We start from the raw sequence: 13,376 nt of genomic DNA on the forward strand, positions 1-13,376 counted from the left end.
CTGCTGCTGCGTCAATGGCTGCTTTCACGTTAGAGCAGGTTAAGTGGTCGATGTTTGAAGATCACTCCGCAGACGACCGGCAGCGAGCGCCGCGCCTCCCACCATAAACGTCGCTGTCCCAAGCATCAGGGTTAGACCTCCAAGCTGATACGTCGCACCGGAGAGGACGGTTCCTGCCAACCGCCCTCCAGCGTTGGCCATATAGTAGAACCCAACATCCATGGTGACCCGCTCTGCCTTCGTGAAGGCAAGGATCAGATAGGAATGGAGGGCGGAGTTAATCGCGAAGATCGCGCCAAAGATCAGTAGGCCCGCAATAAGTGTGATGGTCAGCCACGTCTGAGGACCATCAGATGCCAGGGCCGCAACCGTCAGAGCTGCAGGGATCGCTGAAAGGGTCCATGCCCAACCCTTTGCGGCATACACCAAATCGCTTTCTGACCGTGATGACGCACGTAAAATGCGTGGGGCCGACGCTTGCATGAAGCCGTAGAGGATCACCCAAACCGCCATGAACGTCCCGATCATGAAGAAGGCGGTGCGGTTACCGGAAACGGATCCGTCGGACAGCACCGCATAGAAGTAGATCGGGATCCCAACGACGAACCAGACGTCCCGCGCTCCGAACAGAAACACACGTGCCAATGAGAGCCAGTTCACGTTCGCCGATTTCGAAAAGACCTCCGAGAACTTCGCACCACTTCGACCCTTCGGCAGACCCGACGGCATCGCAATCAACACGGCAATCAGAATGACAGCGAGGATTGCTGCCATCCCGAGGACAGCCCAGACAAAACCGAGCGTCGCCAGCAGCGCGGCCCCCAACAGGAAGCCAAGGCCCTTTACTGCATTCTTGGAACCCGTGAGCAGCGCCACCCAGCGGAACAGCCCGCCATCCTCAGACGGAGCCAATAGTTTGACGGCGGATTTGGACGACATCTTTGCAAGGTCTTTGGCTACGCCACTGGCGCCCTGGACGACCACAACGTAGGCTACGGAAACACCGATAGCCCAGGTCGGGTCAAGCTGTGCCAACGCCAGCAAAGCTAAGACCTGAATGCCAAGGCCCGCATAGAGCGTAGAGGTCAACCCGAAGCGGGCCGCGATCCACCCCGCACAGAGGTTGGTCACCATACCCGCAATCTCATAGAGCACGAACAGGTAGGCCAACTGCACAGGGCTGAAGCCCAACGTGTGGAAGTGCAGCAGCACCAGCATTCTGAGCGCGCCATCGGTGAGCATGAAGGCCCAATATGCCGCCGTCACGGCGATATAGGCCGACAGCCCCTCTGGTCGCGCAGAAGCGTTGGTCACACCGAGGCTCCAACCATCAGCGCCACATCGACGAGACGGTGCGTATAGCCCATTTCATTGTCGTACCAAGCGTAAACCTTTATCTGGGTTCCATTGATGACCATCGTTGATGGCGCATCCACGATGCTGGAGCGTTCGTCATTGGTGTAGTCGGTCGAGACAAGCGGTCGTTCTTCGTAGCCCAGGATGCCTTTCAACTCCCCATCCGCCGCGGCTTTGAAGAGGGCGTTGACCTCTTCCGCCGTTGTCTCCCGCTCCACCTCGAATACACAATCGGTCAGTGACGCGTTCAGGAGCGGAACCCGCACTGCGTGGCCGTTCAGACGCCCGGTCAGTTCCGGATAGATCAACGTGATCGCGGTTGCGCTTCCCGTCGTCGTTGGGATCAGAGAATTCAGAGCCGAACGAGCACGACGCAAATCTTTGGCGGGTCTGTCCACAATCGTTTGGGTGTTCGTTACATCGTGGATTGTGGTGATCGAGCCGTGCTTAATGCCGAGGTTCTCGTGAATGACCTTCACGACCGGCGCGAGGCAGTTTGTCGTGCAGCTTGCCGCCGTGACAATCCGATGTTTGCCTGCGTCATAGATGTCATGGTTCACGCCGTAGACGATATTGGCTGCGTCGCCGTCCTTCACTGGCGCAGAAACGACAACTTTCTTCACACCCGCTTCGAAGTAAGGGGCAAGCTTGGCCTCAGACTTGAAGACCCCGGTGCAATCAATCACGACATCCACGCCTTCCAAGGGAAGGTCCTCGATGTTTCTTGTTCCGATGAACGGAAGCCGCGTGCCATCAATCGTCACGCTGTCCGCATCATGAGAGAAATCGGCTTTCCACCGACCATGCACGGTGTCGAACTCCAAAAGGTGCGCGTGCATCTCTGGATCGCCCACGGCATCGTTGATCCAGGCAATCTTGGCTCCGCGCTCGAGCAGGGGCTTAAGAGCAAGCTTTCCGATCCGGCCAAGGCCATTGAGGGCATAGGTGGTCACTCAGTGGCTCCTTCGTTTGTTTGTGCGATGTCATCCACAGCCTTCTGCAAAGCGATCCGATCAAGAGACGCAATCGGCAAAGCCGTGAAGGCTTTGATACGGTTCAGGAGCGCACCATAGGACTGATGAAACGCCAGGCTCTTTTCAGCGTTCGAGCCTTCGACTTTCACCGGGTCCGGCATACCCCAATGGGCACTTACCGGCTGGCCCGTCCAAGCGGGGCATTCCTCATTGGCTGCTTGATTGCAGACGGTGAAGACGAAGTCGAAGTTTGGGACATCGTCGCCCTGGAAGACCGACACGTTCTTTGACTCCAGAACAGAGATATCATGCCCTTTCTGCTCAAGAACTTCGAGCGCGAATGGATTCAGCTCAGAGCGGGGCTTGGTGCCTGCCGAATAGGCCACGAACCTATCCCCGGCCTCTTTGCGCAGGATCGACTCTGCAAAGATCGAGCGCGCGGAATTGCCGGTGCAGATGAAAAGGACATTGTACTTGCGATCAGTCATTTGACTGCCTCCATCAAAGCCAAAGGATGTGAGGGGTGAACAGATTTCCGGGCGACCACGACAGCAGTCGCGCAGCAGATAGTCGAATGTCTCGCGTGCCGCATCCATGTGGATCGCGTAGCGCAACGAGGTTCCGACACGCACTTGCGTGACCAGACCCGCCTGCTTCAGCGCGTTCACATAGGTCGAGAGTGTATTGGGCTTAAGGTCGAGCGCTTGCGCCAGCTCGGTTGCCGGCACACGATCCGGGTAGCGACGCATGAGCAGCCGGAACAAGGCCAAACGTTGCGGATGACCAAGGGTTGAAAGGCGATTGGGAATCATTATTTCCATGTTTCATGAATTACTGAATTAAATTACTCGACGCAACCACTCTGTCCAGTTTCGTGCACTCAAATATCAATTCATCAGCCTCGCGATGGCAAAAGGATGATTGCGCTTCCGACAAGACAAACTGTCGTATCGAGCACAGCCAACATTCGTCGCCTCGCAGAAGCTGGGAGGTATGGGCTCAGAGTCCGCATTCGCTGCTTGCGACCCCAATGTCCGGTATGCCGGCCGGCCCCAACCATCAAACATGAACTAGCGGCCACCTGAGGAGCCTATCCGTCTTCGCCGCTTCCAATCCGCTTCAAACCATCGAAGTCGATTTCCTGCTTCTGTTCCGCAGTCAGATCCGGCCGGACGTCCGATACAGGCTGGGGCCCGTAGACGTCCCACATCACCGCATGCGCGCCTGTACTCCAGCGATAAACCCAACCAACCACGCTGTACCCATCGGTCCCGATCAGATTGGCGATCGCGACGCCCTCACCTTTGTCATCGTTCACTGTTTACGGACTTCCTGCACTATGGCGCTGAATTTGCGGCATGGTGTCATAAGGCGCTCACTCGCGCCGTAGGCCGCACGTGGTGGATGTTGGCTAACTGCTCTTCATTGAGGTTGCTGGTCTCACGCGGGGACACCCAAAGCGGAACGCCCCAAAATTGCATTGTTTTCAAATCTTGTGGTCGGGCTCCGTGGCGGCTTCGACGATCGCCAGAACCTCCGATAAGTCGAAGCCAAGCGCCCGGGACAATACGATGAACTCGACAACGTCGATCCGTCGCTGGCCACTTTCAATGCGCGCCACGAAAGACTGATGACAGTCGAGCCTGTCCGCCAAGTCTTTCTGCCCCAGACCCGCGTGTTTTCGGGCCTCGACCAAAGACTGACAAAGGGCCAGATGCCCGGTACTCCAGATTGTTTTCGACACGCGTCACATACCTTTTGTGACGTCGCTAGCGGATGAAATCTGTTATCTAAAAAGTAGATATTTGAGGGTGTTATCGGCGTCTGGTTTCCGTCGGGTGCTAGGCTGATGCACACCCAATCGCCCATCAATCCCCCACCAGCTCCAGAAACCGACCGTAGTCCTGACTGACTTCGCGGGCTTCCTCAAAAGCGCGCGCGCGCTCCTGCTCGAGGCAGCGAAAGTAGTCCTGAATGTCCGTGATGTAGACCTCGAAGTCCCGGCGGATGATGTCGGCGTAGTCTCGGGCGGCCCGCGAATCGCTTGGGACGAAAGGTCGAACCGGGGCAAGACAGGATGCCGCGTGGCTTGCAGCCGGAGCGAGCAAAAACAGCGCTACAGACTGCATGCCCACCCATCGGCTCAACCGCAGGTTTCTGAAACCCCTATTTTCCTTGATAGACGCCAATGGCCGTGCCTAGAGTTTGAGTAACCGAGATACAGCCGTATCCGCCGCATTATATCTTGCGGTTAATAATATACTACCGTAACTCTGGGCTTCAAGTGGGAATGCCCGGACGTTGCGCATTTGAAGAAAGCGTGAGCCGGGCCATGAACTGGGACATCGAAGCACCAAATGTGGTTACGGAAGCACGTTTCCGCGAACTCGTGGAAAGCGGCTATAGCGCTGAAATCCTGTGCCAGGAGTCGGCACACAAGAAGGGCCCGAGTTATTACGGGGTCTGGATCATGCGTGTCGTCTCTGACGAAGGCGTGGAAAAACTCCTCGTCACGGCCCGTACCCGGACAACCTACAACGACATCAAAATCCGCGAGTTCAAAACCATCACGGGCGTGGTGTCCTTCCTTATTGGGATCGGTTTCTCCCATGCCGATGTGCCGCTCGAGGAAGGCCAGCGGACGACACACAAGCTGGCTGCAACCGACAAGGGCGGCAGCAAGTAGTCTTCTCCTTTTCTGGTTCCTGACGGGTCCCGCCACCGCGCAGATGGTCTTGGTCATGGAGAGCGATGGCTCTCTGACCCCGTCCCGCTCCCAGGACAGCTTGGCCCGCAATTACAATGACGGCATCGGCCAGGGGTCCGCTGCTGATGAGCTGGCGATCCTCGGCGATACTGACCTTGGGCCAGACGAAATCGAGATGGCATCCCTAGCGCGGCCTGCGCCCCTGCCCCGCGCCGATGTTCTCTCGGCCATCGAGGCCAGGCCCTCTGGGTGCTAGTCGGCATTGCCGGTGTTGCCGCCGCCCCCACCATTGTTGCCGCGGTCTTTGCCGGTGGCTGAGCGCTCACCCCTCTTTCTTGGTCTCGTGCGCCCGCCGAAACTTCTGGGCCTGCCCATCATGTATGCGATGGTCTGGCTCTTCGGTTCGGTGCTGCTCTTCGTCTGGGTCCAGCACATCGCGGTGCTGGGCGTGGCCGCCCTGCTCTATCCCGTGCTTTGGAAGGCCGCGGATTGGGATCCGCGCTTCATCGACGTGATGATGACGGCGCTGCAGGAAACCCCACCGACGCGGAATCGCTCCATTCACGGCGGGGACAGCTATGCGCCCTAATACAGCCTTGAATGAAGCACTCGATCCCCGGACCATGACGCCGGACTGGTATGCGCGCGAGACCCGCCTCGCGCATATGCTGCCTTACGTCAGTCTGGTCGATGACCAGACAGTGCGGACACGGGTGAATGAGCTTTTCCAGTGCATCCGCCTCGATGGGGTCAACAGCTATACGACCGATGATGCCTATCTCGACAAAGTAACTGCGCTCTTTGCCCGGATCATCGCGCAGCTTGGGCCGGAATTCAGCTACTACGTCCACAAGGTCTCAAAGGCGATCACGCCGGACCTCGAGCCCATACGCGAGGACAGTTTCGCTGGAGAAGTTGACCGGCTCTGGCGTGCGAAACTCGAAAGCAGCGGCCTACGCGACAAAACCCTGACGCTCACGGTCATTCACCGCCCGCCTCCCAAGAGCGTTCTGCCCTTCCTCAATCGCAGCGCCCCGGACCGGCTGAAGGAGGCAACCGAGAAACGCCTTCGCCGATTGGGCGAGGCCGTGAGCGTGTTCGTGTCGGGCCTGGCGGAGTTGAACCCACGGGTGCTCACGGCCAAGAGCGGCGAGTTGATCGGCTTTCTGGGTGCCCTCAACACCGGCCAGGAACTGCCGCTCTTTCCCGCCAATACCTACGGCTTCCTCTCCTTCAACGTCGCCAACACCCGCGTGACGTTTCAAGGAGATCACTTCGAGCTTTCCGAAGGCGTCGTGGGCCACCGCTACGGCAAGAGCTTTACCGTCGGGGAATATGCTGAGGCCACCTCCTGCACGATGTTCGACATGCTGAACCTGCCGGTTGATATGATCGTCACGCAGTCCTTCACACCGATCAATTCGAACCTCATGGCGGGCCGCATCAAGCGGCAAAAGCGCCAGATGCAGGCCAGCCAGGATGCGGCCCTGTCGCTCATGGAAGCGCTCGACATCGCCGCCGATGATCTGGAGGCCAAGCGCCAGAGCTTCGGCGAGCACCACATGGTCGTGACGATCTTTTGCGACACGCTGGACGAGTTGCAAACGCTGAGCGCCGAGATCGTCAACGCCGCCGCCGCCGAGGGCGTGAAGATGATCGGCGAGCGGGTCGCGGCCAAGGCGCATTACCTGAGCCAGCATCCCGGCAACCAGCCCAAGCGCGTGCGCGCCAGTGCCATCACCAATCGCAACTTCGCAGATTTCGCGGCCTTCCATCGGACCCAGCTTGGCAAGCCTGCTGAGAAGACCCCCTGGGGGAAGGTCATCACCTACCTGCCAACGCCCGAGCAGAGCGCCTACCGGTTTTCCTATCATGAGCAAGGCAGCCCCGACAAAGAACCGACCAGCGGGCACACATTGATTATGGGACGGCCCGGATCGGGCAAATCGGTGCTTTCCGCCTTTCTCATGACACAGGCCCGTCGAGCAGGGGCGCGGATCTTCGTCTTCGATTACCGTCTCGGTATGGAGATGGCGGTCCGCGCCAATGACGGGCGCTATGCGTCTTTGAAAGCCGGGCAGCCTACAGGCCTCAATCCCCTCTGGACCGAAACCGATAGTCGCGGCACAGCATGGCTCTCGGACTGGCTCGCCACCCTGCTCTATCGTGCCGACAAGCCACTCACTCCGGCACAGACCAACCGCATTCAGGAAGTGGTGCGTCAGAACGCTCAGGCCACGAACCCCGCCCTGCGCAACTGGCGGGATTTTGCATCGCTGTTCGTGTCAACAGATGATGGCGGCGATCTGCACCAGCGTCTTCTCGAATGGACCGAAGAGGGCCGCTACGGCTGGATTTTCGGACAGACGCTGGAAGACACCTTCTCGCTGAAGGGCGATGTGGTGGGCTTCGATCTGACCGGCATTCTCGACAGCGAGGCCGAGAAGGAACGCTTGGCCGTCCTCTCCTATCTCTTCCGCCGGGTTGAGCGCGAGATCGAGGATCGCCGCCCCACCATCATCGTGATCGACGAGGCCTGGAAAGCGCTCGACAACGCGTATTTCGCCGAGCGGCTCTCGAACTGGCTCGTGACCGCACGCAAGCAGAACACCGTCGCGGTGATGATGACGCAATACGCCAGCCAGCTCGAGCGCACCCGAACCGGCAAGACCATCGTCGAAGCGGTACCCACACAAATCCTGCTTCCGAACATCCGCGCCCATGCCGCCGATTACGCGATGCTCAATCTTTACGAGAAGGAACTCGACGTCCTTCTCAACACCGGCAGCGACAGCCGCCTCGCGCTTATCCGCGATGACCAGGGCTCCATCGTGGTCGATGCCGATCTTAGCGCCCTCGGGCCCAATCTCACCATCCTCGGCGGCATGGAAAAAGGCGAGGCGCTGGTCGGCGCCGATTACCGCGACCGCCCGGACTTTTGGAGGCTTTCATGATTCGTACTCTGTTTCTTCTCACCGCGCTCGGCGCTTTGGCCTCCTGCGCGCAGTACCAGGAACCGCAGGCCAATTGCTTTACCTTTCTGGCTTCGACAGCCCCCGTCGCGCCAGATTGTTCCTTCACTCCTCTAGATGCACCGGAGGGTGACGTTGAGGTCTAAGCTGCCCCATATCCTTGCGCTTTGCCTGCTGCCCGGTCTCGCCTTGTCTCAAGGTGTGCCAACCAATGACAGCGAGCTGACCGCGCGCGATATCGTCGAGACCGGTGATCGCGAGGCTGACTTGGCCGTTCAGGCGGACAAGCTTGCCGTGCGCGAACTCATCGCCGAGATCGAACGCGAGCAATTGGCCACCCTGCGGCGCATTCTCGATGCCCAAACCAGTTTTGGCGGTCAGGGCCTGCCGGCGATGATCTCTGGATTGGAGAACGGCAGCGGCGATCCGGACCGCTCCGTCGAGGCGGTCTATGGCACGGGTGAGATCGATCCCAATCCCGGCGGTGCGCAGATGTTCGGGGATGCGGCAGAAAACATAGAGCAGCTCATCATCCGCGTCGCCCAGGAGACCAGCGGCTTTGCGGGCGTGGGGCGCGCCGGACTGTCCCCCGTCCAGTGGCGCGCGCTCCTCCAAGCGCTGATCTGGCAGGAAAGCCGTTTCACCATCGGTGCAAGGTCGCCGGTCGGGGCCTTTGGCCTTACCCAGATTATGCCGGGCACCGCCAGCGATCTCGGCATCAACCCAGAATACTATGACAGCCCCTACCTGCAGGTGCATGGCGGTGCCCGCTATCTCTTGACCCAGCTCAACACCTTCGACGGCAATATCATCAACGCGCTTGCCGCCTATAACGCCGGACCAGGCCGCGTGTTTGAATATGGGGGCGTGCCGCCCTTTGCCGAGACCCAGCACTATGTCCAGGTCATCCCCGAACGCTACAATCTCTACCTAAGCCGCATCGGCGGGATCGAAGCGCTTGGGACGATCGACCCCGCGCTTCTGGCCAATGCAAACCTCTCCCTTACGGGTCATGGGGCGGCCTTTTATGGCAACAACTCACCCGCTGCGATCAGGCAAGCTGCCCTGCGTATCCAAGACATCGTCACGCGGATTTCCGCGACTGAAGACGTGCAGGAAAGCATCGCGCTCAACACCTATGCCCGCGCCGAACTCGTGCGCCTCGTCGCGGCCCGCATCCGGCTACAGGCGGCGCGCACCCGCGTCCTTTCCGCCGAAGAACTGGCACAGGCCAGCGCCCGCATGGCCGAGGGCGCGTTCATGGAATTCACGATCAGGGAGATTGACTGATGGGACGAATGTTTCTGAGAACGGCCTTGGCCACGACACTTGGGATTGGCCTGCATCTTGGCACCCTGTCCCCTGCCCTGGCGCAAGGCGTGCCCGTCGTCGACACCCAGAACATCGCGCAAAACATCCAGCAGCTCCGGCAGATGATCGAAGACGAGATCCTGCAAAACGAGCAGCTGACGCAGCTCCGCGAACAGCTTGCGACACTCACGGACCAACTCGCGGAGCTGCAAAGAACCTATGAAGCGCTCACCCGCCTTGCCGAACTTCCGGAAATCATCCGGACCGAGATGGAGGACGAGCTGAACGGCCTGCTCGATCAGGAGTTCGGCGACATCCTCGCCACCATCGAAGCCATCAAGACAGGTGATTTCTCCGGCCTGTCGGGCTCCGGCGCGGGCGAGATTGAAACCCAGATGGACAGGGTGCTGGCTGATCTCGGATTTGACGACGATACCCTCTCGGAAATGGCCACGAGCGGCAATCCCGGTGCCAACCGTGTGGCCACGCAAGCCACCACCGGTGCGCTCGTCTCGGCTGCGGCCCAGAACAGCTACGAGGACGCGGGCCAATCTCTTGAGCGGGTCGACCGGCTCGTCGGGCTCATCGACGACATGGATGGCCACCTACCAGGAAGGCCAGGTCTATCGACTGAATGTCTCGCTCACCCATGTGACCACGATCGAGTTCGGCGAGGGCGAGAGCATTCGCTCGATCATCGCAGGCGACACGGAAGGCTTCGAGATCGACGGCGTGCCGGGCGGGCAGGCCTTCGCGATCAAACCCGTCGCGCGTGGTGTCCATACCAATGTGACTGTCTATACCAATCTGACCGGGCGAGCGCTTGGTTGGCGTCTCCCAACCAATCTCGAACTTCTTGTTGAGTTAGATATGGGCCGACATGAGCTCCAAAAATGGGAAAGATCGCTAATGAGTAGCTGCGTCTCGGTGACGGCCGAATTGCGTGATCTGATCGCGCATCAGGCCGCAGACCTAGCGGCTCAGCGCCCAAAGACAACCTCGATCGATGTTGAGCACGACGATGATCCGGGTTTTCGATGGATACCCCTCTGCCCGTCACCGGAACGGCTATTCAAGGTATATGCCGGCGAACTTGACGAGGCAAAAATGGTCCGGTCAGCCTTCGAATTCGCGCAACGCGATTTGAGAACACTTGGCCCGCCCAAAGGCTACTCGGAGGAACAGTTCCTGGAGTACGTTGCAGATCGACTCCAGCAGCTGGAAGTCGTCCAGAAAGTGGTCTCTGCCAGCAGTTCAGGTGTTTCGGATTCTCAGGCGGCCGAGCTAATCGCAGATTATATCGATGTGTCATCAATGATCGGTCCGACTGACGCCTGGAGAATTCTCAAGCAATGGATGATGCACTTCTTTCCGGAGCAATATCGAATAGAGGTAGGCCAAGAGGTCTTGGTCAAGGGCCGAACCATTTCTTCCGGGTAGCGCTGCCATCCATTGAACTAGCCATTCGCTGGTTCTTCACTTAACTCGAAGATCAAACCGGCTCCCTGATGTTGATTGACGTCCTGAAAGGTTTCTTGGGCGGAAGCATTGATGATGATCTTGCCAATGTCTACGCTTGCACCATCACCTGGTACTTTGCAGGGCTTCGGCTTGGCATCTGACTTGTAATCAACACCCGTTGTGAACAGAGCATCTAACGCGCTCGGAGCCAAGGTCGACTGGAGTTTCGCCCTGCTAGTATCGTAGACCTCCGCGAGAGCCGCCCGAACCTCTTTCATAAAGTCAAACCTGTGCGCAGCGTCGAAGGCTAGCCGATTGGAGCTCTCACCTACCAGAATTCCATCGAGGTTCGTCGCCAATGGCACAAGTTCGCGGTGGCTGTTCGTGAAATACACTGCACACCGAACCGGGAACATCGATGGCATGGTTTTCAGTTCTCCAACCCGACCCAAGTCACTGAGTAACTTTTGTTGCAGCGCAATTGCCGTATGCTCCTTCAACCTCGCAGGAACAAAACACGAGCCGTGCGGCGACAGAAGATTGGTGAGCGCGTCGCTCCCAATCGTCTCAATATGCTTCAAGTCCCATTTGACGATACCGCGCAATTCCGCATTCAAATCCAAGACGGGTGTATGAACTCCATTGGCTACGGCTTTGAAGTTGAGCGCGCTGTGATCGTGAAAGGCACCCGCGAGCAATAGGACGCGCTTGGCCTTTGGTGGATCGCGCACGAGATCGCACAAGGGTGTCAGAACGAGGAATACGCGTCGCTCGTCACCCTCAAAAATTGTTCCTTTCCGAACATCGGGTCCGTCCGCTTCCGGTAAAATCGCAAGAATGTCTCCTAGTGAAACTGGAAAGCCGCTACTCGGATCAAGTTGCCTTCTTTTTTCATTTACAAACAGTGTCTTACGAACAACCTCAAGCGTGTTCTTGTTCCCCGTGATTGAATTCGGGGGAAAGGACGTCGCTTCTAGCGAGTTGAGAGCGATCGCTGCGTCGATAACGCCTTGTTCCGCCTCCAGTTCATGTGCCAGCACTGCATCCATGATATCGACCATGTAGCCACCCAACGGCACTCCTTCTGACGAGAGCATCTGTTTCACGTGAGAAAGATCCTCGAGATCGAGCTTCCGAACTTCACTTTGCGCACGTTGCAGCGCTTGTGAGATCCCGGTCTCCCAGGATTTTAGGAACGCCCACAGCTTCAGCGCATCTCCTCGATGCTCAGACAATTCGAAGACAAGCTGCTCAAGGTGCCCGTCCTTTTCAATTTCCGACTTTTTGATGGTCCTGAAGCCAGATGCCAGTAGCCCCGTCTTGTCGCGAAACTCATGGCGAAGGTCATGGAGGCCGTTGTGTGCAGAGGTCAGTATCACAATAGGCGGGTTGCCGGCCCGATCCTTCAAGATCTCTTTCAAGCCGCTGATGGATCGCTCCTTATCCCCCTCCGCTTGCTCAGACCCAAGAAACAGATCGACAATAATAAGATCGGCCTCTTTTGCGGCGGCAACGAAATCCCTTCCGATTTCGCTTACTTTCAAGCCGATGCCACCAAGCTTCGCGGCCGCAGCGTCGATGAATTTCCGGACTTGCTGTTGATTTCCGAGGAATGCCTCAAACACCTTGCCGAGAGCGTTACCAGAAAATTCCTCCCGCCGTTCAAATGTTAGCGTGACGAAGGCCTGGTCTTTGATCAGTGCTTCCGCATCGAGATCCTTATGCTCGGGGTAGATCTCATCGAGCAACGCTTTGTCCTCGTCTGTCAAATCAGCCCAGAAAACCGACCATTCATCATCCACATTTCCAAGGTCGGACACTAGGGGTGACGGATCTACGCCGTCATCGACAATTATTGCTGTAGCAACGCCGTTTTGTTGGATATCCATTAGGTTTGTTCCGAAATACAATACTCAAATGTATTCAGGCGCCCGAAATCGTTGACCGGCTCCTCTTGTAGCTCGAGTGAACCACCTGCTGCGACGGCGTTGGCCCTGGCGATGTAAAGACCTAAGCCGCGCCGTTTCTTGCTCTCTTTTAAGGAGAAGAACATATCAAAGATGCGATCTTTATGTTCAGGGTCGATCCCCGGGCCATTGTCCGAAAAAATGATTCTAGTCGGAGAGCCGACAATGCTGACATTGATCTGAGGCTCGAACAGAGGCGACTTCTCCTTTTCTAGGCTCAACCAGTAGACAGAATTCGCAAGTAGATTTTCGAATATCTGCACAACATAGCCTTTGACCGTCTTAGTCGTGAAGCGGTCTTTTGGCGGTTCATACTTAAGATGAATTCCGTGCCTTATGAACTGAGTCTGATGATCCTCAAGGGTCTCGCTGATGAGCTGGGTGAGCGAAAATGTCTCGGGTGCTTGTCGTCCGCTTACACTCAATGGGTCCAGAATGCGCAGTCTCTTGTGTATGCTCTTCATCGAAGCCGCCAACCCATCTAAGCCTGTTACGACTTCGTCCGACGTTGCCGTGCTTCGGATTTCCCGAATGCGCTCCAAAGCATGCTCTGAAGTGGTCCCGGTTTTTCGGACAGCTCAGCGGCTGATCTAAGGTGTATCCGGGTTGGTTTTCATGCCGCCAATTT

At 57.7% G+C, this 13,376-nt stretch carries 14 protein-coding genes and 3 pseudogenes; 9 read left to right on the forward strand and 8 right to left on the reverse strand.

The window, feature by feature from the left end:
• Nucleotides 1–39: 39 nt before the first annotated feature.
• The 6 genes from arsJ to I3253_RS18455 form a co-directional block, all read right to left on the reverse strand.
• Nucleotides 40–1,314 (reverse strand): organoarsenical effux MFS transporter ArsJ, encoded by a 1,275-nt coding sequence (gene arsJ / locus I3253_RS18430; protein WP_197919290.1) that lies wholly within the window; start codon nt 1,312–1,314, stop codon nt 40–42.
• Complete coding sequence (locus tag I3253_RS18435; protein ID WP_197919291.1) at nt 1,311–2,309, reverse strand: ArsJ-associated glyceraldehyde-3-phosphate dehydrogenase; 999 nt, start codon at nt 2,307–2,309, stop codon at nt 1,311–1,313. Before I3253_RS18435 ends, arsJ begins: the two co-directional genes overlap by 4 nt.
• A complete protein-coding gene (locus I3253_RS18440) occupies nt 2,306–3,151 on the reverse strand; it encodes an arsenate reductase/protein-tyrosine-phosphatase family protein (RefSeq protein WP_197919292.1) in 846 nt (281 codons plus the stop codon). Before I3253_RS18440 ends, I3253_RS18435 begins: the two co-directional genes overlap by 4 nt.
• 269 nt (nt 3,152–3,420) lie before the next feature.
• Nucleotides 3,421–3,648 carry a hypothetical protein gene (locus tag I3253_RS18445; RefSeq protein ID WP_197919293.1) on the reverse strand — a complete coding sequence of 76 codons (228 nt, stop codon included), beginning with the start codon at nt 3,646–3,648 and terminating at the stop codon, nt 3,421–3,423.
• Nucleotides 3,649–3,816: 168 nt separating this feature from the next.
• Nucleotides 3,817–4,074, reverse strand: coding sequence for a helix-turn-helix domain-containing protein (locus I3253_RS18450; protein ID WP_197919294.1), 258 nt, complete (start codon nt 4,072–4,074; stop codon nt 3,817–3,819).
• A 124-nt stretch (nt 4,075–4,198) separates the two neighbouring features.
• Nucleotides 4,199–4,459 carry a hypothetical protein gene (locus I3253_RS18455; protein WP_197919301.1) on the reverse strand — a complete coding sequence of 87 codons (261 nt, stop codon included), beginning with the start codon at nt 4,457–4,459 and terminating at the stop codon, nt 4,199–4,201.
• A 203-nt stretch (nt 4,460–4,662) separates the two neighbouring features.
• On the opposite strand from I3253_RS18455, the gene I3253_RS18460 reads away from it, so the two are divergent.
• The 9 genes and pseudogenes from I3253_RS18460 to I3253_RS18495 all read left to right on the forward strand — a co-directional run bounded on the left by I3253_RS18460 (nt 4,663) and on the right by I3253_RS18495 (nt 10,760).
• Nucleotides 4,663–5,016 (forward strand): hypothetical protein, encoded by a 354-nt coding sequence (locus tag I3253_RS18460; protein WP_012187165.1) that lies wholly within the window; start codon nt 4,663–4,665, stop codon nt 5,014–5,016.
• 49 nt (nt 5,017–5,065) lie between these two features.
• On the forward strand, nt 5,066–5,293 hold the full coding sequence (locus tag I3253_RS18465) for a hypothetical protein (RefSeq protein ID WP_232272196.1): 228 nt from the start codon (nt 5,066–5,068) through the stop codon (nt 5,291–5,293).
• Nucleotides 5,275–5,355: pseudogene (locus I3253_RS20750) on the forward strand (TrbC/VirB2 family protein); the annotation flags it as partial. The gene I3253_RS18465 and the pseudogene I3253_RS20750, both read left to right, overlap by 19 nt.
• Nucleotides 5,348–5,626: a type IV secretion system protein VirB3 gene (locus tag I3253_RS18470; RefSeq protein ID WP_008327373.1), complete on the forward strand. Its 279-nt coding sequence runs from the start codon at nt 5,348–5,350 to the stop codon at nt 5,624–5,626. The pseudogene I3253_RS20750 and the gene I3253_RS18470, both read left to right, overlap by 8 nt.
• The gene (locus tag I3253_RS18475) at nt 5,616–7,991 is read left to right on the forward strand and encodes a VirB4 family type IV secretion/conjugal transfer ATPase (protein WP_197919295.1); all 2,376 of its coding nucleotides are present in this window, start codon (nt 5,616–5,618) and stop codon (nt 7,989–7,991) included. The genes I3253_RS18470 and I3253_RS18475 overlap by 11 nt, the downstream gene beginning before the upstream one ends.
• 219 nt (nt 7,992–8,210) lie before the next feature.
• On the forward strand, nt 8,211–9,299 hold the full coding sequence (locus I3253_RS18480) for a lytic transglycosylase domain-containing protein (protein ID WP_332262150.1): 1,089 nt from the start codon (nt 8,211–8,213) through the stop codon (nt 9,297–9,299).
• A pseudogene (locus tag I3253_RS18485) lies at nt 9,299–9,919 on the forward strand (type IV secretion system protein); the annotation flags it as partial. The gene I3253_RS18480 and the pseudogene I3253_RS18485, both read left to right, overlap by 1 nt.
• Nucleotides 9,918–10,067 (forward strand): annotated as a pseudogene (locus I3253_RS18490) (TrbG/VirB9 family P-type conjugative transfer protein); the annotation flags it as partial. The pseudogenes I3253_RS18485 and I3253_RS18490, both read left to right, overlap by 2 nt.
• Before the next feature lie 162 nt (nt 10,068–10,229).
• Nucleotides 10,230–10,760 (forward strand): hypothetical protein, encoded by a 531-nt coding sequence (locus I3253_RS18495; RefSeq protein ID WP_197919302.1) that lies wholly within the window; start codon nt 10,230–10,232, stop codon nt 10,758–10,760.
• 17 nt (nt 10,761–10,777) lie between these two features.
• Here the strand turns inward: I3253_RS18495 and I3253_RS18500 are convergent, their stop codons facing one another.
• The gene (locus I3253_RS18500) at nt 10,778–12,670 is read right to left on the reverse strand and encodes a hypothetical protein (RefSeq protein ID WP_197919297.1); all 1,893 of its coding nucleotides are present in this window, start codon (nt 12,668–12,670) and stop codon (nt 10,778–10,780) included.
• On the reverse strand, nt 12,670–13,290 hold the full coding sequence (locus tag I3253_RS18505) for a sensor histidine kinase (RefSeq protein ID WP_197919298.1): 621 nt from the start codon (nt 13,288–13,290) through the stop codon (nt 12,670–12,672). Before I3253_RS18505 ends, I3253_RS18500 begins: the two co-directional genes overlap by 1 nt.
• Between the last annotated feature and the right edge of the window lie 86 nt (nt 13,291–13,376).

This window comes from Thiosulfatihalobacter marinus (genome assembly GCF_016019955.1).
GTDB lineage: Bacteria > Pseudomonadota > Alphaproteobacteria > Rhodobacterales > Rhodobacteraceae > Shimia > Shimia marinus_A.

What these genes read in the sequence shown, in the direction of transcription:
- I3253_RS18440 (WP_197919292.1), bottom strand. Translation starts at nt 3,151, where the DNA reads ATGGAAATAATGATTCCCAATCGCCTTTCAACCCTTGGTCATCCGCAA.
- I3253_RS18455 (WP_197919301.1), bottom strand. Translation starts at nt 4,459, where the DNA reads ATGCAGTCTGTAGCGCTGTTTTTGCTCGCTCCGGCTGCAAGCCACGCG.
- I3253_RS18460 (WP_012187165.1), top strand. Translation starts at nt 4,663, where the DNA reads ATGAACTGGGACATCGAAGCACCAAATGTGGTTACGGAAGCACGTTTC.
- I3253_RS18475 (WP_197919295.1), top strand. Translation starts at nt 5,616, where the DNA reads ATGCGCCCTAATACAGCCTTGAATGAAGCACTCGATCCCCGGACCATG.
- I3253_RS18495 (WP_197919302.1), top strand. Translation starts at nt 10,230, where the DNA reads ATGAGTAGCTGCGTCTCGGTGACGGCCGAATTGCGTGATCTGATCGCG.
- I3253_RS18500 (WP_197919297.1), bottom strand. Translation starts at nt 12,670, where the DNA reads ATGGATATCCAACAAAACGGCGTTGCTACAGCAATAATTGTCGATGAC.